This is a genomic window from Paenibacillus sp. FSL R10-2736, assembly GCF_038000245.1.
GTDB classification, from domain to species: Bacteria; Bacillota; Bacilli; order Paenibacillales; family Paenibacillaceae; genus Paenibacillus_AQ; species Paenibacillus_AQ phytohabitans.
Genome location: NZ_JBBOBN010000002.1, coordinates 1,340,137 through 1,361,336 on the forward strand (window position 1 = coordinate 1,340,137; position 21,200 = coordinate 1,361,336).

Genomic DNA, 21,200 nt, shown 5'->3' on the forward strand with positions numbered 1-21,200 from the left:
AATATGGACATCCAAGAAAAAAAGGTTGTACATGTAGCTATGTTTAGTGGCGGAGCTGGGAGTGCATATGTTGCTAATCATATGGTAAAAACATATGGCAAAGAAAATTGTATTTTGTTTTTCACTAACACCTTATGGGAAGATGAAGACAACTACCGTTTTATGGAAGAAGTGTCCAGATATGTGGAGTTAGAAATAACAGAAAGACTCGATGGAAGAACCCCAGAGGAAGTTTTCTATGACGAGCGATTTCTTGGCAATTCGCGGTTAGCTAAGTGTTCTGAAGAGCTTAAAGTAAGACAAACCATTCTCTTTTTGGATGACGAGTTAAGGAATCAAAAGAACTTAGAACCAATACTCTATTTTGGAATCGGTCCACATGAGAAACAGCGTGCAGTTAATTTAAAAGAGTTTTACGAGCATCGTCCCATAGAGCCTGTTGAAACTCGCTTTCCGCTAATTGACTTATTCAGAGAGGATCTTGATGCCAAAGGAATCATTCGGGATGAATGGGGAATTGAGTTGCCCCGAATGTACAATATTGCAGAACAATTAGCGGAGAAAGAAAATAACGTAAATGCTAAGTTGGCTCTGAAATATGGTATTAAAGGTTTTTCTCATGCGAATTGTGCTGGTAGATGTGTACGGGGCGGCTTCCAACACTATGCCCTTTTATATTCGATTTGGCCGGAAAGATATCGGGAGCAAGAAGAGATGGAGGAACGTTTTAGAGCAGACTTTAAGAAGGATGTATCGATTCTTAAAAAAGATGGTAGTTCCTATACCATGAAAGAATTTCGCGAAGTCATGGAAAGAGAGGGGTTTGAGAAGTTTTTGTTTAAAGCAGATGCGGATATTCCATGTGTTTGTTCGTTTTCATAATGTTTATAGAGGCCTCCTGTTAAAGGGAGGTCTTTTTCTATTTTTTGCTTTAAATATAGAAAAAATGTTATATTTAGTCCTTTTTCATAAATAAATTGGATAATTATGTTGTGGTTAAGGAGGGAAACAATGTAATTTTGTCGAAAAGAAGTATAAGACTATGTAACTAAATAAGGTGGTAGTACATAATGACTATTAGTCAATCGGAATGGATCGGTTTTCTTCGTCAATACGGACCAATTCCTCGTAACGATAATATGTATGATGAAGCGATTCACAGGATTATTAAGCGGAAGAATATTGATCCGATTATTGTAGAATCCGTTTATTTAGATGAACTTATTCAAAATTATAAGTCGCCTAATCCGAAGTCAGTGATATTAACAGGAACTGCAGGAGATGGAAAAACATATAACTGCAGAGAAGTCTGGCTAGCATTAAATGGTTCGTTAAAAGTATGGCAGAATGATGATAAAGTGAAACAGTTATCTCTTCCTAATTCTAAAATATTATATGTTATAAAAGATCTGAGTGAGTTACAGGATAAGGAAAGAGATTTTTTAAATCAGTTTGTTCACTCAGTACTTAATCCGAACGATAGCAATGTATTCTTAATGGCAGCAAACGATGGACAATTGATTGAAGCGTGGAAGAATTTGGATAAAGATCCTCAAACAGAATTAGTTAAACAGTGTGTAGAGGACTTGTTAGTTGCTGAGATCCAAGAAAAAAACGGTTTTAACCTAAAATTATATAATTTAAGCCAAATAAGCGCAGCGAAACTCTTTGTGCAGATTGTGGATGTCGTACTAAACCATTCAGGATGGAATAATTGTAATAATTGTTCTTTGAGGGGAAATAATCAGACAGGACCGCTATGTCCTATATTGGAAAATCGGAAAAGACTCGAAGGTGAGATGGATAAACAGTTAATACTATCACGTGTAACTGATCTTCTAGAATTGTGTGAGTTAAATGGTGTACACCTTCCTATAAGACAATTACTTCTCTTAACTTCAAATATGCTTCTAGGTCATCCAGAGGCTAAGGATCGTCTCATGACGTGTTCTGATGCAATGAAAATAGTTGGAGATAATAAATCATCACTTGCAAGTATTTATCGAAACATATTCGGTGAGAATCTCACTGAAAGACGCCGCGAATCTACTGATGTATTTACTGCATTAGGGAAATTCGGGATAGGTTACGAGACAAGCAATACGATTGATAATATTTTGATTTTTGGTGAAGATGATCCTGAGCTGCGTCCTTATTACGAGGAGCTTGTGCTAAGCGATAAATACTACGGTGCGGATCAGAGTTACCGTGCAAAGCAAAAGGAATATTTAGAAGGAGTAGTGGATAGTAGTGAGACCTTTCTAGAATCACTTCGATCCCAAAGGCAAAGATTATTTTTTGTAATTCCTAGAGAAAAAGAAAATACACTCAAGCTTTGGCATCTTACAACCTTCCAATACGCTGGGGAGTTTTTGTCTCATGTTTACAGAGTAGCTAGTGAAGGTAAAGTTTCTACACAAATAATATCGAGGATTTCCCAGGGGTTAAATAGAATTTTTACAGGTCTACTAGCAAAAAATAATGATGAATTGATTTTAGCTACGTCTGGAAGTCATTCTCAAGCAAAAGTGAGTAGGATTTTTGAAGAGTATATTTCCGTACCGAAAAAACGCGGAGAAAGCATGCAGATTCGAATGAATGCAAATGGTAAGCTCGTAATAGAAGTGAAATTATCATCTTCAGTTGCTGCAGTTGAACTACCACTTCATTTGGTTCGCTATGAGTTTCTTTCTCGAGTTGCTGAGGGTGCACTACCGGGGAGCTTTTCCAGAGAATGTTATGAAGATATCCTAGGTTTTAAAAGCAAGCTTCTAAAAAGACTAGAGGAACGCCGTACAATAGATGAAGAAGAATCGGATAATGACAGTGATCTATCCTTTAGAATTATTCGACTAAATCCAGATGGTCTGATTGACGATAGAATCGTGGAGGTTAACTACGATGAATAATGAAAGACTTCCGCGCCCAACTAAAATCCCATCGGATATGTGGGTTGATGAGGCGATTTGGGGCCACCGATTATATAATGAACAAACACCGTGGCTTTGCTTTATGGAGTTTTTAAACGTTCTTCAAGCTGAACTTGATGCAGGAAGGGCATTTTTTGAAGAGATACCAAACAACTTAGTATACGTACCTAAATCAAGACTATATTTGCGTAACATTCTTTTCAATAATCCTCAACTTCCAGTAATTGCACGTACTTATAGTAATGATGACAAAGAAGCATGGTCAAAGTGGCAAGAAGCAATTAATAAGGGCCAATCAGGAATCGATAATGCTGATTTTGCATACTTGGAAAAGCGATTTCCTAAGTTTGAACACTTCGTTTCAGTAGTTCAATTCTTGAGAGAAACGACGATTGAAGGGGAAAATAATAAGCGGTGGAGTTCTCAGTTTATATTCCCATATGGTCCTAATTGTTTGTATGAAGATCTAAATATAAAAGAAAATAAATCTCCCACAAATGACCGAAGATTTTTTGGTAGGACAGGTGAGATTTTGTATTTAATGTTGGCTAGGAGTGGGAAGGGACCTGAACTACTTGGAAATTTACAAGAAAGTGTTTTGAACAAGAGGAATAAGTTTAACCGATTAGTTGCTTCATTAGAACCTAAAGATTCTATGAATTCCTCTACCGCTAGACCAGGGGGTTACTTGCCGTATTTGGAACTGCCTGAATACCAAGAGCTCGCAAGAGATTGGTTAAGTTTATTGGATGGTAATATTCCGAAATATGACGCACTTCCTCACCTGGTTAATATAATGGGACTACATATGATTATCTACAGTTTGAATAGGGCTAAGGATGTTTTGGAAGATGAAACGAAATTAACATTTGTGTTAGAAATTATATCACCTAAGAAAACAATTGTTAGGGAGCTGTCTTCTGATTCATTCACAGAACATAATAATATGTCGCGAAGAGCGGTCGAAACTTATATTAGGCACGTTGAACAAACTGAAGAATGGGAGAAGGTAACAGATCTTTCGGAAGCAATAAAAGTTCTTCAAACTAGATATGAATGGCCTCAGGAAAATGAGATTGATTCTGCCAATTCGCCAGAGGATTTGATTAACAAGTTTATATCAGCGGCAATTAATAGACATAAGCAACACGTCGATAAATTTCACGGTGTCTGGGGAAAAGAAATAGGACTCACGTCGAGAAGAGGCGCGCGAAGATTACGTTATGCTCCCCAAGATATGTTTTTAAAATCTTTGGTGCTTTGTGTTGTTCCAAAGAGAATGGAATTCCAAGACTTCTTAGATAAATTGTACGAAAAATATGGTTTTATCATTGGCGATAAGCAGGCTTTTAAATTGACAGAGGCTGGGAGAGCAGATTTAGAAGCTTTCTCAGACAATGCAAGACGACTTGAGCAACGATTGGCAAGTATGGGGTTACTACGCAGACTATCTGATGCATGCGCATATGTAGAAAATCCCTTTGGGATTCAGGAGGAATAACCATGAACCAACTAGAGTTGATTGGAAAGGTAGCGACCGAATTTCTTCGGCGGGAATTACAAAATAGCCAATCTGAAGAGGGAATTGCGCGTTTCTTATTGGATCGCCTTACCGGAGATCAGGTCACTTATATATGCAAAACAATAAGCCAAGATATGCTATTAGTTTCGACTATGGCCATAAAGGTCCCGCGAAAATTAGTTGAAGCGGTCGATTTGCCATCTGAAATGGTTACTGACGAGAAGACAACATTTTGGAGAAATGCTTCATGTGATAAGCCCGCTATCTTATTAGCGAATACGAACGATGATCAAGGGCAATCATTAAGAGATATAACAAGGGTTGGGGCAGGAGATTTAAAAAGTCACCCTGATATATGGGTGCAAGTAGCGAGTCGCGATCTCCCTCTAACTGATGAGCAAAAAAGGCAATGGCAGCAAGCGTTGAAAGGTTTGCAAGAGGCAAATGAGTGCAGTCTTGAGGAATTTAGTGAATTTACCGTAAAAGTACGTGAAACAATTGCGGAGAATGGTATTCCTGTTGTTAGGGCGATTGGCTGGGCGCTACCTGCACTTCGCATTCCACGTGATTCTTATTATTTTGACGCAATCCCAGAGAGTGCTTTAGGTCATGCTAATAGATGGAAGAAACTTTTTACAGATGCATATAACAAAAGAGCTTGTTATCTATACAAGCAACATCCGAATCGTCAAGTCATTGAGAACAGTGAGATCCAGGCATCTTACGAAAAGGTGAAAAGTCAAATTGATCCGTCTGTTCAGCCAATTATGGAATTGTTCATTGAATCGAATGTGAGCTGGTCCGTCGCCGCGGAAAACCTGTCAGAGCTAGAGTGGGAGATGGATAAAGTCAACCTACTATTTTTCGAATTGAAGCCAATGAAAGTGAATTTGGCAGAAAAAACTCGGCAATTGTACGATGATGAGTTTCCAGATACATTAACGGATGCTGAAATTCTTTATCTAGATAATCTAAACGAGCTTTTTAAAAAGAAAAAAGCGAAGGAAGCTACAGAGGAAGATAAAGATTTTTACGATAAGCACCGTCATAACTTAGACACAGAAAAAGTACTAAAGGCGGAATGGGATCGATTTGTTTATGGAAAGGCGATTGAATGTACAGATTTTTTAGTTGGTTTATTAGAGGGAATTGAGCGCCTCTTTGCTCAATGCGATAACTTTATTGGGGAGAAGATTTTAAAAATTCGTACTCAGAAGACCGTTAGTAAAAAGTCTTGGCTGGATCTAAATGCAGATGTAAGTATGGCATTCTGCAATGCTTACAGAGGGCTTGAAAAGTTGACTAACTGGCAAGTGAATTGGGAAACGTATTATTTGTTTAAGTACGATGAATTATTATTAGAGGCCAAACAGAAGAAAGGCTATAAAAGAAATACCTCAACAGCAAAATCCGCTATTCAAATCGTATTCTACATAGAGCTTAGCTACCTTGACTTACAGGGATCGAAACAAAAAAATGAAGTGAAATTGGTATGGCAAGGAAACCCTCAAGAGATTGGCCTCGAGCTTCACGAGGATTTAAAGAGACTTGCTGATCATCCCTTCTCTTATTCTAGTGTATCCCTAAATCCAGTTAGCAAAAAAGGCAAGCTACAGGGGTTATCTTTAAGTGATGTAGGTACAATTCAAGCAGTGTTCGGACAGGATAGGGGTTCGCTGGTTGGTGTATATGCAAAAACAACTGATTTGCAAAAAACAATTCTAAATAACCTGAAGAAGTTGTTCGAGGAAACAAGACTCACAAACAGCAATTATGAAGCGCTTAAAGAATCATGGAATCAATTTTCAGTAAAGTATAAACAGTCTATAAATGATTGGCTAATTGATGGTATCAGTTCTGATTCAATGATTGAACAAAGTGAGATGTACGATAAGTTTTTACGCTCCATACAAGAGCATGCTTTGGGCGATATGAATCGAATTCATGTTATGCAGCCGGTTATGGATATAGGGAATATAAGAGTGGATGGAGATAAAAATAAACCAATGACAATTGTAGCCCCATGGCACCCAATGCGAATGGCGGCAAAGGCGGTTAAGGCAAGGCAAGTCATTGGTTTGTTAAATCATGTATTAATATCGGACCAAGTCGACTTTGGTGATCAGCGTTTGTTCTTTACGGATCTCAAAGAAGAAATATTGAGCCCATATTATCCTGAAGTTGCATTAGGATATAAGGGGTATGAACCGGTGCTTCTTTCAATTACAGATACTAAGAATGATTACACCTTAATGGAAAGCCCAGTACGGACTGAAGAAGAAATGCAGACGAATGAAGACCCAAAAGAAGCAAGTAACAAACTTCTTAACCTAGTTGAACGTTACTTGGATCTTCAACCACATGAAAGGACGAATTTAAGTTTAGTCTTGTACAACTCTGATTCCACTAGGCTTCCGGAGACAATTGTAAATTCCCTAGCCGCAATGCATGAGGTTGAAGATGAAGTTCGCTGTCAGGTGATATTGAGGCATCGTGATACAAATAAATTAAACGAGTTGTATATGAAAATGATAGAGAGTACGGATAGTGACGCCGACTCCTTTGTTGCGAGCGAGGTGACTCGTGATTTTATGGCACGTCTCCGTGTAGAAGTAATGGCACATGAGGCTACTATGTTAGACTCAAAAGAGGGGAAGTTAGCTGATATCGTATTTTTGCAAGATGTTATCTCGCGGCAAGCAAATCTTGAATGGGATGAAGTTAAAGTGAGACAGATGCCGGAGTTACTTAATCACTATCCTCCGCGGTGGGCAAAAAGAAGATCTACGGCGAAAGATGAACTTAAATCTACGGTGTACTTGGCATGTCCAAGTCAACCTTCAATTGGATGGTCTTACTTATCATCAATATATTCAGTTGTTAAGGGAAAGGATGTTAGCCCAGGGACATTCTTTTTACCGGCAAGGCAAATTTCGTTCCAGAATGATAAGGTGAAGGAAATCTTCGATGAAGCTCACAAACTCGGCGAATGGGTAGTCAATTATGATCAATTATTAGAACGAAGACAGCTTAGGAATCTTGGGGTGAAGGTTATAAAGTACCAGCACAATAAATCCCATGGCTCAAACATTGTTGTATCTTCAAAATCTAAATTGAACCTATTAAATGTACTTGTGAAAAGAAGATTAAATGCTTTAGGCCTAGGGTTAAATGAAGAGGAATTAGTGCAGCTCACGGAGCGATTTATTGAGGATGCCAATGCAATATCAGGCGACATCGTACTACGTGCTGCAAAACGAGGTGTATTTGCAGGTGAATTAATTGGTGTCGTATTAAGTAAGACGCTCCTTCACCCCGAAATAGGAACAGAACAGGCTGTAGGTTGGTTTTTTCTTGATGATTATGCAAGTTGGCTTGGACAAAAAGAAGAGCAAATTGCAGATATTTTGGCGCTTGTACCTAAAATGGTTAATGATAAGCCAATTCTTCAAGTATTTATTTCTGAAGCAAAGTATGTCGATGCCAAGGGTGTCTCCGAAGCAAGGAAAAACTCTTCAAAGCAGTTGCGCGATACCGTCAACAGAATGGATAACGCACTATTTGGCAATCCGGGGCGACTTGACCGTGACTTATGGCTTTCCAGATTAAGTGATCTGCTAAATGACGGTATTGAATTAGCTCCGAATTCTACCTTTACTGTTGAAGAGTTGCGTGAGGTTATTCGAGCAGGGGAAATTCCTATCGAAATCAAGGGTTATTCTCATGTATTTGTATCTACCGTACCTGATACAGTTTTAGATAGTGAAAGAAACCCCATTGTAAATGCTAAAAACTCCTATCAAGAAGTTTTTACTAGAGATCTTGTAAGAGAATTAGTATTGGCTTATCATCGCGGGACCTCGATCATTAAAGTCAGGGAGCAGCTTGACGAAAGTAAGCCTTGGGAATTATTTGATCCTAAATTACCAGCTCCTAGAATCAATTTTGTTGCTGCTAGTAATAATAAGGCTGTCACTGGAGAAAAAAAAGTCTTTGAAACTTCAGATGACAAACAAATGCAGATTAACTTTGAGACAGATGAAGCTGCAGGAGATACAGGAGAAAGCTATTCCGTAAGCAAGAAAGAAAAAACAGTATCTTTAGAGCCAGACGTAAAGCGACCCATTGTAGAAATGGGCGGTGAAGTTCCTTGGGCGAATGCTGGGTTGCAAGAATGGATATTACAGAATGCTCAAAGCACGGAAGAAACCAGTGAGGATCAATCCTGGGTTAGTGAGACAGTGAATAAACTTAGAATGGCTTTAATTAGCTATAACTTGCAGGCGAAAGTAAATGGACATCGACTTACACCTAATGCTGTTGTTATAAGATTGAAGGGCTCGGATCAATTAAAGGTTGACGACATAGAAAAACGGAGATCGATCCTTCTTACTACACATGCTCTTAATGTAATAAACATTATGGCTTACCCAGGAGAGATTGTTGTGTCTTTAGCTCGTCCTCGAAGGCAAAGCATATCGTTAGCAGATGTTTGGAAGGTAAGAAAGGTTCAAACCAATACATCAGGGTTGAATATGAGTTTTGTTATTGGGGTTAAGGAAATTGATGGGGAGCTACTTTACTTAAATTTAGGGGGAGAGTTTGAAGGTGGAGCTCAGCATGCTCCACACACACTCATTGCGGGGGCAACTGGAAGTGGTAAATCGGTTTTGTTACAAAATTTAATTCTTGATATTTGCGTAACAAATAGTAAAGATCTAGCACATATTTACTTAATTGATCCTAAATACGGCGTTGATTATATGCATCTTGCAGAACTTCCACATCTTGTTGAAGGAATTATCGACGATCAGAATAAAGCTACACAGATACTTGAAGAGCTTGTGGATGAAATGAATGATAGATACCAGAAATTTAAGGAGATTAAAGTAAATAACCTTAAAGATTATAATGCTAAGGTCTCGCATAATCAAAGGTTGCCACTGATATTCTTGATTCACGACGAATTTGCTGAATGGATGCTTGTTGATGAATATAAGAATGCGGTTTCCTCCATTGTTCAACGTTTAGGGGTGAAAGCGCGCGCTGCAGGGATACACTTAATTTTTGCTGCTCAACGCCCAGACGCTAATGTTTTACCCGTTCAATTGAGGGATAACTTGGGGAATCGGTTGATTCTGAGAGTCGAGAGTGTAGGAACTTCGGAAATTTCCCTCGGGGAAAAAGGTGCGGAGAAATTGCTTGGAAAAGGGCATTTATTAGCAAGGTTACAAGGGGAAACAGGATTGATATTTGCACAAGTTCCTTTCATCACCTCTGAAAATATTAAAGAAGTAACTAACGAATTGTAATAAGAATCGAGACAACTTGAAGAACAAAAGGCTCTTTGAGACTCTGTGCAGTAAGATAAGGTGACTAACATCAAGTGTAAAAAACTGCTTGTTTAGCTGCACGGAGGTCATTTTTGACGTACCAATAATCTTTATAGCAACGAGGTTAAAACGGAACAGTAATGGTCTAATTAGAGGGGCTTTCGGAAGGGGCATGAATTTGCCTACATAATCTAACAAGAACTTACTAATTCCATCGTTTAATTAACCAAAACATATTAAATACCTTAGGTGAAAGCTCACTCACGACGCCTGTCTGGATAGAATTTCGCACTTAGTCTGACAATACATAAACCCAAAAAGGAGGGATATGGTTAGTAAAGAATAAAACTTATTATTGTCTTTTGAAGGGAGGATGACATAATGGCTCAATTTAGACCTATGGCACGGATAATTTCGCATTTAGGTGAAAGGTTAATAAGTAGTAGTAAAGTTGCATTACTTGAATTGATTAAAAATTCATATGATGCTAAAGCGACAATAGTTCAACTGAAAATTGATCAGAGTAAAAAAGTTATGACGATACTTGATAATGGATACGGTATGGATGACTTTACGATAGATAACCACTGGCTTGTTGTAGGCACGTCAAATAGATTGGTAAACAAGGAAGAGATCACTGAAGAGAGCGAGATTCCTCTGGGTGAAAAGGGTCTCGGAAGGTTCTCGACCATGAAGTTAGGGGGGGGATTACATTTAGAAACAACCACAAAGGATTCAAATTGCATATGGAATCTAGACGTGGATTGGAATAAGTATGGTTATAAAAGCTCGTTATTTCTCGATGAAATTGAAAATCCACTCTATTCGACTCCCAAAGGTAAGGACATAACATCATACACCAAAATTACAATAACAAATTTGAAAGATTTTGTTAGTGAAGATTGGACTGATGTAAAGATAGACGAGTATATACGAAGCACTGCAAGTAAATATATTAATCCGTTTATTGGGTTGCCAAGGAAATTTGAGATTAGAGTGACACTTATTGATCGACATGGAACAATGAAATCGTGGAAACCTTCAGAAGCAGATTATAATTTATTGACGCAGGCGCATCATGAAATAGAAGGTAATTATACTCCAGGGAAATTGAAGGAAGTAGATGGTAAAACCGTTCGCATTCATGGAAGCATCAACTACGGTTATGTTATCCGAAGAAATGGCATGATAGTTGATTCGGGGAAGGATGCTATTATTCTTAATTCGAGTGCTGATATTTTTGACCCAGAAGAGGAAGGATATGTCGGGGCATTTAGTTTTCATTTTTATGTATTTAATCGAAGACGTTTGAAGGAAATTAATGGATACGAAACACAATACTTGAAGCAAATATTGAATTTTTACACTGGTGGTCCAATGGTCTTTCGTGATGGCTTTCGGATTTTTCCTTATGGAGAACCAGGAGACGATTGGTTAGAATTAAACAAAGAAAAATATAGAAGAGGAAAAACAAGTATCATAGGAGAGCAAACAACTGGATATATTGCGATTAACTCTAATAAATCACCCTATTTGGCAGATCAAACAAATAGAGAGGGTTTAGTTAATAACGCTTCATATTATAATTTTCATTTTATGATAAAACAGATATTCCTAACACTTTTGTCGGTATTGTCACAAAATGAACCCAAAGAAACAGCTCGTCAAATCACTGATATAGCAAAGCAATCAGCTAATAATATTGAGAAAAGAGTGTTAGAAATATCTCGAAAAGGGGAAATTGATGATTCTGATTTGAAATTAATTATTAAAGATTCAAAAAGTATAGAAAAAGGGATAGCTCTTCTTCGAAAAAGAGAGAGAGCAATCATTGAAACGGCATCGGTTGGTATGACCTCAATGCAAATTGCACATGAAATTCATAATTTCATAAATAAAATTGTTGCAATATTAAATGAGATGAGAATTAGTATACCTCGTGAATATGCAGTGCAATTAGAAACTCTTGAATTTAATTTAAGGTCCTTAAGGGCAATTGTTTCACAGATTGATGAACAAGCGGCTACTCTTAGGAGGGCAAAATCAACTATAAATTTAATTCCTCAGATAAAAGATATAAGTAAGACAATGCAATCAGTAGCAGATGAAGCGAAGATTCCTATAAAGATAAACGTAATATCAGAGGTTTTATCATTAACTGCGAAAGTTAATAAAGGTTTAGTTATTCAACTTTTAGATAACTTAATTCTTAACTCGATATTTTGGTTGAGTGATAGGGGCACATCAGATGGAACTGACGAGGGAATGGTAGATATATTAATAACTGAAAACGGAGAGGTATTTGTATCTGATAACGGACCGGGAATTTCGATAAATGATGGAGATTCAATCTTTGAGCCTTTCTTTACAAGGAGGGAGGGAGGGAAGGGACTAGGATTGTTTATTGCAAAAGAAATCTGTTCCTTCCATTTAATCTCTTTAGAACTTACGAAGGAACTTAATCAAAAAAATAAATATTTTAAATTTAAAATTGATTTTGGTAATATACTGGAGGGATAAAAATGGATTCTGAAGAATTATTAGAAAAGTTAGAGATTAACCGTATTTTGTTTATTGATGATGAAGTCGTATTAGATTCTGAAAAAAAAATACAGATTGCAAGGGATTTAATTGCTCAATTTATTCATGAAAACAGCTTTAGGGATTTATTATCAAACGTAATCTCTAAATCTGAGTTAGAAGATCAATGGATATTTGGGGAATTAACAAGTTTTGAGAATGAAGAGGAAAAACAACAAAAAGTAATAAGAATATTAGAGGATTACAGACCTAATTATTTTAAACCGCCAGTGCAGTATATAATTGACGGAATTAAAAACTATTTTAGTCATTTGGATTTTACACCTATTGCCTCACCATCAGGGTTTGAAGGGTCAAACGAATATGATCTAATAATAATGGATTACGATTATGGTCGTCAATTCACAGCTCTTGATGTTTTGGATGACTTAAGATTAAAGCAAGATAAACTCTACTACATAGTATTTTTAAGTTCCCATGAATCATTTGAATATATGGATAATTCATTTGATATGAAGGATCCTGCAAGCAAGCAAGATTTATTTAGAAAGTGTGCAACAGACAAATTCCCTCAAATTAAGGGGATTCTTAATTATATTAATAAGTCGAAAGCGACAGATTTTTTGGAGTTCAGTAGCGAAATAACTAAAGTATTATTAGAATTACATTCTGGTAAACTGATGGTAGATGCAATAACTTCTGTTCAAAAACTCTTGCATGGCTCTGTTGATATTGCGATGAGAAAGTTACTTCTCTCGAATACAAAGACAATGAAAGCTTTAATGACAGACAAACTTGAATCTGAGGGAGCATCTGAAACTCTTTATTTAGTCGACTTCTCTCTTTCAATGATCAAGAATTTAGTCAACGAAAAAGTTGAACAAATAGAAGAAATACATGATAAATTAAAAAAAATACAAGGATGGTCTTGTGAAATATGGGATTATGAGACCGATGATCATTTAAGGGATTTGAGGAAATTGCAATTATTGGATAAATCGGTTAATGACCGATTCGCCCCTATTGATTTTGGTGATATTTTTGAAATTTCACTTGGGGACATTACAACTTATGCTATATTGCTAAATCAATCTTGCGATCTTGTTATAAGAGAATTACAAACAGATGTTTATGGTAGAAACGATTACCTATCCACTTTAATATTGTCTGTACCAAAACCGTCTGGTAAAAGTTGTGTTTCATTTCGATTGGGTAATGAAGATATAACATTCGATGTTCGCAAAAATTATTCCATACCTCTAGCAATACTTGATTTGGTCAGTCTAAACAAGTTGGGAGCAGCAGAACTCGATAGTCAAGGTGAATTAGAAAAGAAATTTTCATGGAGCAACTCCTTCTTTACTTATATGCAGCAACTAATAGTACAATTTAAAGATGAATTTGGATGTTTGCAAGATGGAAATAATTATTACAGCGCCATGGGGGTAGCCTATACTTTAACTAAAGATGGACACAAAACATCCTTTAAGATAAATAGAAAGTCAAGGTTGCAATATAACGAAGCTTTCTCAGTCTTGAAACACTATGTTGATATTAAGACAAGGGTTCCTTTAATGCTAGATCCATCCGATGAGATTTTGCTAGAAATGAAAGTGACTGTTAATAAGGAAAAGTCGGAAATACCTTGCTTTTATTGTAAAGGAAACAATTCAGTTTATATAAATACATGGAAGTTGCGAGAGCATTTAGAGCAAAATCACTATCATATGGATCAAGATGTAGAAGAGTTTTTTGATCAGGAATTTGTGCATCCAGAAATGTTTAGAACTTTCGAATCAAACAAGACAAGTTTGTTACCATTAATGCCAAGCTACGAAGTTAAATTTAAAGAGAAAGGAATTAATTTTGAAATAAAAGATAATAAAGAAGTGATAATAAACACTATTTCTTTTAACAGTCTTAAATTAAACGATGCCGAATTCAGTAATGATTGTTTTAAAGTGAAGCTTTTAAGTAACAACACACTAAGAGTGATGTTGAAAAAAGAAGAATTCATACTTGAAGTCCCCAATCAGAGAGGCATAGAAATTAATGGGTACATAGATATTACTAATAATATTTTTAATCCCAAAATAGAGATTTGTGGCAATACGTTAAAGGTAAGAATAAAACCGTTATCATCACAAGCAGCTGGTTGAGTTAAGGTCAAGGTGTATTTGTATTGTTGGGTTGTTACAAATAATAAAAAAATAGAATAGTATAACAGTATAAGTTGGTTAAAACTTTGATAATCAAGGGTTTTAACCAACTCGCTTATGGAGTTTGGAGTGAAATTCTATGATGATAATTTTATGCACAGTTAGTTTTTATTTGTTTTTATACGCAAAAATTTGTTACTACTTACGCACGACATCATGGTTTAGCATGCAATTAAAAATGGATATTGTTTAAGTGGATATTGATTTTATAAAGTAAAGACAAATTTAAAGTTTTTCCGGCTGTTTTACTAAAGTGGGGAATAACTAAGATTTTTTTTAATTTTAGGCACTCACCCTCCCCCAACAACTCCCCAACAGAAAACCTCCAGCGCTTTCGCAATAGCAACCACCTCGGGCTGATTTCTATGCCGAAGGTTTGCAACCTAGCGAGAAAATCCTTTTGCTTCAGTCGCTTCTCACAATTTTTTATTTTAATTCGATATTCGCATTAAAATAATACTTACCTCACATACAATTGGATTAATACGCACTGAAATTTCTATGCATCGTCTACAGAAATACCTTTCCAGAAAGGAGGGAGTGTAACTCAACAACTAATGTACAAATATGATGATGAGGAGAATCGAAAGCTGAATAAACTCGGGCAGAGGTCGCTGGATCAGGGAATTTCGTTAAGCACCATTGTGCCGCTTTATTCTTAGAGCCGAAGAGTGGATGAACTTATTAATTAAATGCATCAAGGAAAGAACGGATATTCACATGCGTTTCGTTTAAAATTCTGTCATGGAGGAGATATGGTGAGCTTTCCATCATGGTTTATAGAAACGATTCAAGGTCGTTTGGTCGAAGTGAGCGCGCGAATTGAACATCAATCCGAGCCTAGACAAGCTTTTGAAGAAGAACGTAAAGCTTTTCAAGTGTTGTTTACCTCCATAGATATTGCACGTAAGCCAGAGTTTGAGAATTGGGAGGATAAGCTGTCTATAAAGCAATCTGTTCTATATGAACGTCTATACCTACAAGGACTCAAAGATGGAATGCAGCTTGCTGATGCATTTGCTTCTCCTTCTGTCCTTTCAGGTTAAGACGGAATCCAAGGTATACGTTAACTTTATGTTGAGGCTGTCCATGCGACAGTCTTTTTTCTTGTGCAGTTTTTGGAAGGTAATCCCTCCCATATTGTCGAATTACCATACATATTGTAAATCTAGTTGATATGAGGTTGGGCTACGTTTAAAGCACTGTTGTCTCTCTTCAAAAAGTCTGATGCAAAGCCGCCACAGGCCGTGCAGAAAATACAATCTCCAAAGCCAAAAGTGGCCTCCACACGAATTGGTGAGCTAGGCGAGCATAAAATCAATATCTAACTTGATCATTTACCTAAGGAGTGTAAATCTTTAAGTGATTTATTGCTCCCTAATCCCAAATCTCGAACAGGATACGCCCAGATAGATCATATTGTTATTTCCCCATATTGCTTATTTGTCATTGAGACGAAAAACTTCAATGGGGAAATTAAAGGTGGGCGGACGGAGCAACAATGGTCAGTGAGCAATCGTTATAAGATGTATAATTCGCTGAAGCAAAACTACGGACATATCAAGGCCATCGAGAGTCTGTTAAAAGGTGTAGCAGCAGTGAAATTTATCTCCATGGTCTCATTCACAATGAGATGTCGTTTCAGCATTGATCCTGAGCTTCGGAAGATCCATTCGGACGAGCTGGTTGTCTATGATGTGGAACTAAGTGAGTATATCTCTAGAAAGCTGATCAGTTTGAAAATGGGAACCCCTGAACCACCTATTTCTGCGGCACAGGCCCAAACGATATACGTTTCATTGGTTCAGGCTAATATCACCGATTCCGAGATTCGTAAGCTTCATGTACAGAGAATAAAGGGGACCAAAGATAGCATCGGTATAATATCTATCATTGGACTAAGGGAGTTAATATACATGATCAAACAACTACGAAGCTGGTGGAAAGATACAGAGATTCCTAACCTAATCGGCCGCAAAAAAGTGGACTTCTCCATCTTTGGTGATGGCACTCATATTCCAGGTGAGTTTTATCCAGATTTATTAGAGGCTAATCAAGGTCAACAACCAAACTTAGGTAAAGGACGGAAGGTTAAGCTGATCTATGAAGATCAAATCTATGAAGCTTTATTAATTAAAATTGATCAAAAGTCTACAGGCCGAGAAGTACTTCACCTCCGTTATAATGGAAATCAGACGCTGAAGGAGTTGTTAATAAAAATCTTCTCTCATTCCTATTCTTACATCTTGCAAGAAAGAGAAAATCAACAATCCGATGATGTGAAGAAACCCCAGGTTGTTGTTCCTGAAGATCAAGCAGAATACATAGATTTCTTTGCGACAGGAGTTCCTTTCGAATACCGGTTAGAGTTTATAACGTATAAGCCGAAGCCTAATGTATGGTGGGTAAATCAGGGAACCACCATTCAAGCGGAGAAGGAAGCGGGGATTCTGTGGGCACCTCTACTGAATACTCAAGGCCGTAAGCTATATCACTGGGAGACGATGAAGGAGGTTAAGGAAGGAGATATCATCCTTCATTACTCCAATAAGGCTATTCGTTATGTTAGCCAGGTTACAGATGCGGCAGTAGAAGCGCCGAAACCAGGCTCTATGGCTAATACGGGCTGGCAAGAGGAAGGAAGATTGGTTCGGACCCATTATGTAGAACTCATTCCGCCCATTGCCCTACAACAATTCAATCAGCAAATTATGCAATTAAATATCACCCAAGGACCGCTCCATACTGGAGGCGGAGTCAACCAGGGGTATTTGTTCCGCTTCTCAAGACAAGTTCTTCAAGTGCTTCAGGCACTCACGGCAGAAGTGAATTGGCCTGACTTTGCTATTCTAAATCAAGAAGAGGCTGGCTCTAATATGGAGAGCTTGCGTAAGGTGATTCCTATTTTGCCACCATCCGATTCTAGTATTTCAACATTCCTTCACCAAATCCAATCCCACATCCGCCGCCAAGGCTTCTTCTTCCCTGAGCATCTAATCGAGAACTTCTACCTCTCGCTGAAGGCCAAGCCTTTTGTTATTCTGGCGGGGATATCGGGGACGGGAAAGACGCGGCTGGTGAAGCTGTTTGCGGAGGCGCTGGGGGCGACGCGGGATAATGGGCAGTATACCTTGATTCCGGTGCGGCCGGATTGGAGTGATCCTGCGGATCTGCTGGGGTATAAGGATCTGTCGGGCAGGTTCCAGCCGGGGCCGATGACGGAGGTATTCGTGGAGGCGCGGCAGCCGGAGAATCGGCATAAGCCTTATTTTATCTGCCTGGATGAGATGAACCTGGCCCGGGTGGAGCATTATTTCAGTGATCTGTTAAGTGTGCTGGAGACGCAGGAGTGGCGGGAGAGTGAGATTCAGACGCAGGAGCTGATCTCTCGAGCCTTGCTGGGTACAACTGAGGACCAAGTGAAATATGGCGGCCTGGGCATCCCGGAGAATGTGTTCCTGATCGGGACGGTGAATATGGACGAGACTACGCATCCTTTTAGCAAAAAAGTTCTCGACCGCGCAAGTACCCTGGAGTTCAATTACATCAATCTGCAGCAGTATCCGCAAGGGGCTGAGCAGGACGCGGGTGATCCCGCTGATCTTAATGAGCTGAATCATCTCTTCCTCCGTTCCGATTATTTGCAGCTAGTGGATGCTTATGATACCCATCAGGAGCTCGTTGTGCGGACAACGGAGAGACTGGTTCAGATCAATACGCTGCTGGAGGATATCCATGCTCATGTGGGCTTCCGGGTCCGGGATGCGATTTGCTTCTATATGATTTATAACGAACGGTATGGCCTGATGGAAGAGGAAGAGGCATTTGACTGGCAGCTGCTGCAAAAGATTCTGCCGCGTATCCAGGGGAGTCATTCCTCGGTACGCCGGGTTCTGCTGGGCCTGATGAAGGTTGCGATAGGCAGCGGTGCTGGCATTACGGTTAATGTTCAAGAACTCATGGACGATGATGCTTCGCCACTCTATCTGAGATGGGCTGCCGGGCAGAATCCGCCTGGGGTCAAGCATCCGCAAAGTGCCCGTAAATTGGCTTATATGCTGAGGAGGCTGGAGGAAGATGGATTCACCTCATACTGGCTCTCTTAATCAGGCGGTGGAATTGCTCCGTATCGAGACGGAGCTTTTTACGCTATATGTGCAGGGACGGCCCTATCATCCTACGGTGGAGACGTTGCAGCTTCATCGCTCTGCGGATCAGGAGTGGGTGAATGCTCAGCTTGGAATTAGCTGCTCGCAGCGGCTTGGGGAAGTACAAATTAAGGTGTTCTCGCCTGAAGCCTATGGGCTGATAGACTGGCAGCCGGGGGAGTCGTCCTTTCCTTGCTTTTATGAGACTCAGCCTTATGAATTGGTGATTCAGAACAAGACAACGGCGAACCTTTCTTTTTACCATGAGAATGTGCTGCTACGGCAGGCAGTTAAGCCGCTGGGTGAGTCTATCCTTGCAGGTGTGCTGAACTTTGGGAATGAGGTTGGGCTGACGGAATGGGAAGTTCGTAGTAATGGACAGACCTTGTTGCGGGTGGAGATGGAGATCTTCCCCTCGAAGATGGATTATAAGCTGGATTACCAGAACATTCTGAATGAAGTGAACGGGCAGATCTATAATTTAGCCTTTGACTTTCTGCGCCGGACCTACCAGCTAACCGGATTGCGGGAGACGCAGCATCAGAGCCTGACTGAGTTCTTCGCGATCCTACAGCATGTATTTAGACAGCTTCTGGATGCCGTTGAGCGGATCAACAAGAATCCTAATTATGCGCTGCTCCAGGAGCGTCGATTGATGGATGCAGGCCGGGTCAAAAAAGCCGGAAGAGAGAACATCCGCGAGCTCGCGAAGCATCCTGAACGGTTAAGAGAAGACATGGACCATGGGTTCTTAACGATCGGCAACCGGAACTACACAGCATCGCACTTAATGGAGACACGGAAACGCCTTGCCTATGATACGAGTGAGAACCGGTTCGTCCGCTGGATGCTGGAACGTATTCACGGGAAGCTGAAGGAGCTTAAAAGCCGCTGGAAAGAGAACAGCCGAACCTCAGATCCGCTGCTCATCCGAAGAATCGACACGATGCTCACTCAGCTGGAGCGGGTACTTAAGATAGATTTTCTGCGGGAGGCTGGAGCACTGAAGCAGATGTCCGTTACGCTGGTGCTGCAGATGGCCCCCGGATACCGTGAGGTCTATCGCTGTTATCTCATGCTGCTCAAAGGCCTGTCGATCCAAGGCGACCTGCTTCGCCTATCCATGAAGGATGTCGCGCAGCTCTATGAATACTGGTGCTTCCTTAAGCTGAATCAGCTTCTGGGGCAGAAGTATACGCTGGTGAAGCAGGATATCATTAAGGTGAATCGGAACGGGATCTTTGTGACGCTGGATCGCTCGCAGAGCTCGAAGATGGTCTATGAGAATCCGGTTAACGGGGAGCAGTTCATCCTGTACTATAATGCGATTCCTGGAACAGATAGGACCCCAACGCTCAGTCAACGTCCTGACAATGTGCTTACCTTGAAGAAGAAGGATGCGGGTCAGATCAAGGAGTATAAGTATGTGTTCGATGCGAAGTATCGGTTGAATCCGGCGTATGAGGGGACTTCTTATCAGCAGAAATATGGTCAGCCTGGGCCGGAAGAGGATGACATTAATACGATGCACCGCTACCGGGACGCGATAGTCTATCAGGAGACAGGCTCCGGGGAATACGAACGAAGCATGTTCGGGGCGTATGTGTTATTTCCGTACCCTGATGAGGAGCGGTACAAGACCCACCGTTTCTACAAAAGCATCGGGCTGCTGAACATTGGCGCCTTGCCGTTCCTACCGAATTCCACAAGTCTGGTGGAGCAATTCTTAGCTGAGATTATTCAGGATAGTCCGGAAAAAGCCTACGAACGCTCGACACGTCCTCGCGGCACGAAGGAATACTATACCAATCAGCTTGCAGGCAAAAATGTGCTGGTCGGTTCTGTCCGGGGGCCGGAGCAGGTGGCGGTGGCGGTGCGGAAAGCTTTTTATCATATGCCGCTTAAGAATCTTGCCAGCCAGAAGCTCCTAACCCAAATCGAATACATTGCCATGTGCCAATCCCGGAAAAAGTTCATTGATCCCGCCAAAACAGGCATTCACTGGGTAGGGAAGGTAGCGGATTGGAAGGTGCTGCGGCGTAAAGAGATTAAGGAAGTTCCTTGTCGGCCGGGTACCGAGGAGGAGCTGTATGTACGCTTCACGGTTGAGGAATGGAAGAGCGTAGCTGTTCCTATAACGCTGGGGGGACAAGGGATTCTCAGGGTGCTCTACACCAGTAAGTATATCCTGGACCGGGCCTTGGAGATTGCTGAGCTTCGGTTGGAAACAGAGGAAGCGCTGCGCGAATGGCGGGAGAAGCGCCGCAAGGGCAGGGTGAAGGTGAAGCTGGATCATGAGGAGTATGTGGATTTGGGTAGTGTTGTGGAGGTTAGGAATATATAGTTTGAAAAAGATAGAGTGAAGAAGCAAATACATGGTTGTTTTATGATTGTAAACCCTTGTCATCATGGTATGATGAACTCAGAAACAAAGTACATTGGCAAAGAGATCCGTGCTGGTAACACGACTCTCTGCGCAATAGCCGCTTTTAAGGGCGGAGGCTTTT

Annotated in this window: 9 protein-coding genes and 1 pseudogene; all 10 read left to right on the plus strand. The window is 39.9% G+C overall.

Features of this window, described 5'->3' with window-relative positions; translation table 11 throughout:
* The first annotated feature begins 3 nt into the window (after positions 1-3).
* The 10 genes and pseudogenes from NSQ73_RS33970 (at position 4) to NSQ73_RS34015 (ending at position 21,037) form a co-directional block, all read left to right on the plus strand.
* Positions 4-882: a hypothetical protein gene (locus NSQ73_RS33970; RefSeq protein WP_340990576.1), complete on the plus strand. Its 879-nt coding sequence runs from the start codon at positions 4-6 to the stop codon at positions 880-882.
* 188 nt (positions 883-1,070) lie between these two features.
* Positions 1,071-2,909 carry a hypothetical protein gene (locus NSQ73_RS33975; protein ID WP_340990578.1) on the plus strand — a complete coding sequence of 613 codons (1,839 nt, stop codon included), beginning with the start codon at positions 1,071-1,073 and terminating at the stop codon, positions 2,907-2,909.
* Entirely contained in the window at positions 2,902-4,431 is a 1,530-nt protein-coding gene (locus NSQ73_RS33980) for a hypothetical protein (RefSeq protein ID WP_340990580.1), read from the plus strand. The genes NSQ73_RS33975 and NSQ73_RS33980 overlap by 8 nt, the downstream gene beginning before the upstream one ends.
* Positions 4,432-4,433: 2 nt before the next feature.
* Positions 4,434-9,764, plus strand: a complete 5,331-nt coding sequence (locus tag NSQ73_RS33985) for an FtsK/SpoIIIE domain-containing protein (protein ID WP_340990581.1) — start codon at positions 4,434-4,436, stop codon at positions 9,762-9,764.
* Positions 9,765-10,166: 402 nt separating this feature from the next.
* On the plus strand, positions 10,167-12,305 hold the full coding sequence (locus NSQ73_RS33990) for a sensor histidine kinase (RefSeq protein ID WP_340990582.1): 2,139 nt from the start codon (positions 10,167-10,169) through the stop codon (positions 12,303-12,305).
* A 2-nt stretch (positions 12,306-12,307) separates the two neighbouring features.
* Positions 12,308-14,485, plus strand: coding sequence for a hypothetical protein (locus NSQ73_RS33995; protein WP_340990584.1), 2,178 nt, complete (start codon positions 12,308-12,310; stop codon positions 14,483-14,485).
* A gap of 815 nt (positions 14,486-15,300) precedes the next feature.
* The gene (locus tag NSQ73_RS34000; protein WP_340990585.1) at positions 15,301-15,591 is read left to right on the plus strand and encodes a hypothetical protein; all 291 of its coding nucleotides are present in this window, start codon (positions 15,301-15,303) and stop codon (positions 15,589-15,591) included.
* A gap of 303 nt (positions 15,592-15,894) precedes the next feature.
* Positions 15,895-16,161: pseudogene (locus NSQ73_RS34005) on the plus strand (nuclease-related domain-containing protein); the annotation flags it as partial.
* 300 nt (positions 16,162-16,461) lie between these two features.
* Positions 16,462-18,651, plus strand: coding sequence for an McrB family protein (locus tag NSQ73_RS34010; protein WP_340990587.1), 2,190 nt, complete (start codon positions 16,462-16,464; stop codon positions 18,649-18,651).
* Positions 18,623-21,037, plus strand: coding sequence for a restriction endonuclease-like protein (locus NSQ73_RS34015; RefSeq protein WP_340990589.1), 2,415 nt, complete (start codon positions 18,623-18,625; stop codon positions 21,035-21,037). The genes NSQ73_RS34010 and NSQ73_RS34015 overlap by 29 nt, the downstream gene beginning before the upstream one ends.
* The last annotated feature ends 163 nt before the right edge of the window (positions 21,038-21,200 follow it).

Excerpts from the sequence above, each read along its gene's own strand:
- NSQ73_RS33970 (WP_340990576.1), top strand. The coding sequence starts at position 4 with ATGGACATCCAAGAAAAAAAGGTTGTACATGTAGCTATGTTTAGTGGC.
- NSQ73_RS33975 (WP_340990578.1), top strand. The coding sequence starts at position 1,071 with ATGACTATTAGTCAATCGGAATGGATCGGTTTTCTTCGTCAATACGGA.
- NSQ73_RS33980 (WP_340990580.1), top strand. The coding sequence starts at position 2,902 with ATGAATAATGAAAGACTTCCGCGCCCAACTAAAATCCCATCGGATATG.
- NSQ73_RS33985 (WP_340990581.1), top strand. The coding sequence starts at position 4,434 with ATGAACCAACTAGAGTTGATTGGAAAGGTAGCGACCGAATTTCTTCGG.
- NSQ73_RS33990 (WP_340990582.1), top strand. The coding sequence starts at position 10,167 with ATGGCTCAATTTAGACCTATGGCACGGATAATTTCGCATTTAGGTGAA.
- NSQ73_RS33995 (WP_340990584.1), top strand. The coding sequence starts at position 12,308 with ATGGATTCTGAAGAATTATTAGAAAAGTTAGAGATTAACCGTATTTTG.
- NSQ73_RS34000 (WP_340990585.1), top strand. The coding sequence starts at position 15,301 with ATGGTGAGCTTTCCATCATGGTTTATAGAAACGATTCAAGGTCGTTTG.
- NSQ73_RS34010 (WP_340990587.1), top strand. The coding sequence starts at position 16,462 with ATGATCAAACAACTACGAAGCTGGTGGAAAGATACAGAGATTCCTAAC.
- NSQ73_RS34015 (WP_340990589.1), top strand. The coding sequence starts at position 18,623 with ATGGATTCACCTCATACTGGCTCTCTTAATCAGGCGGTGGAATTGCTC.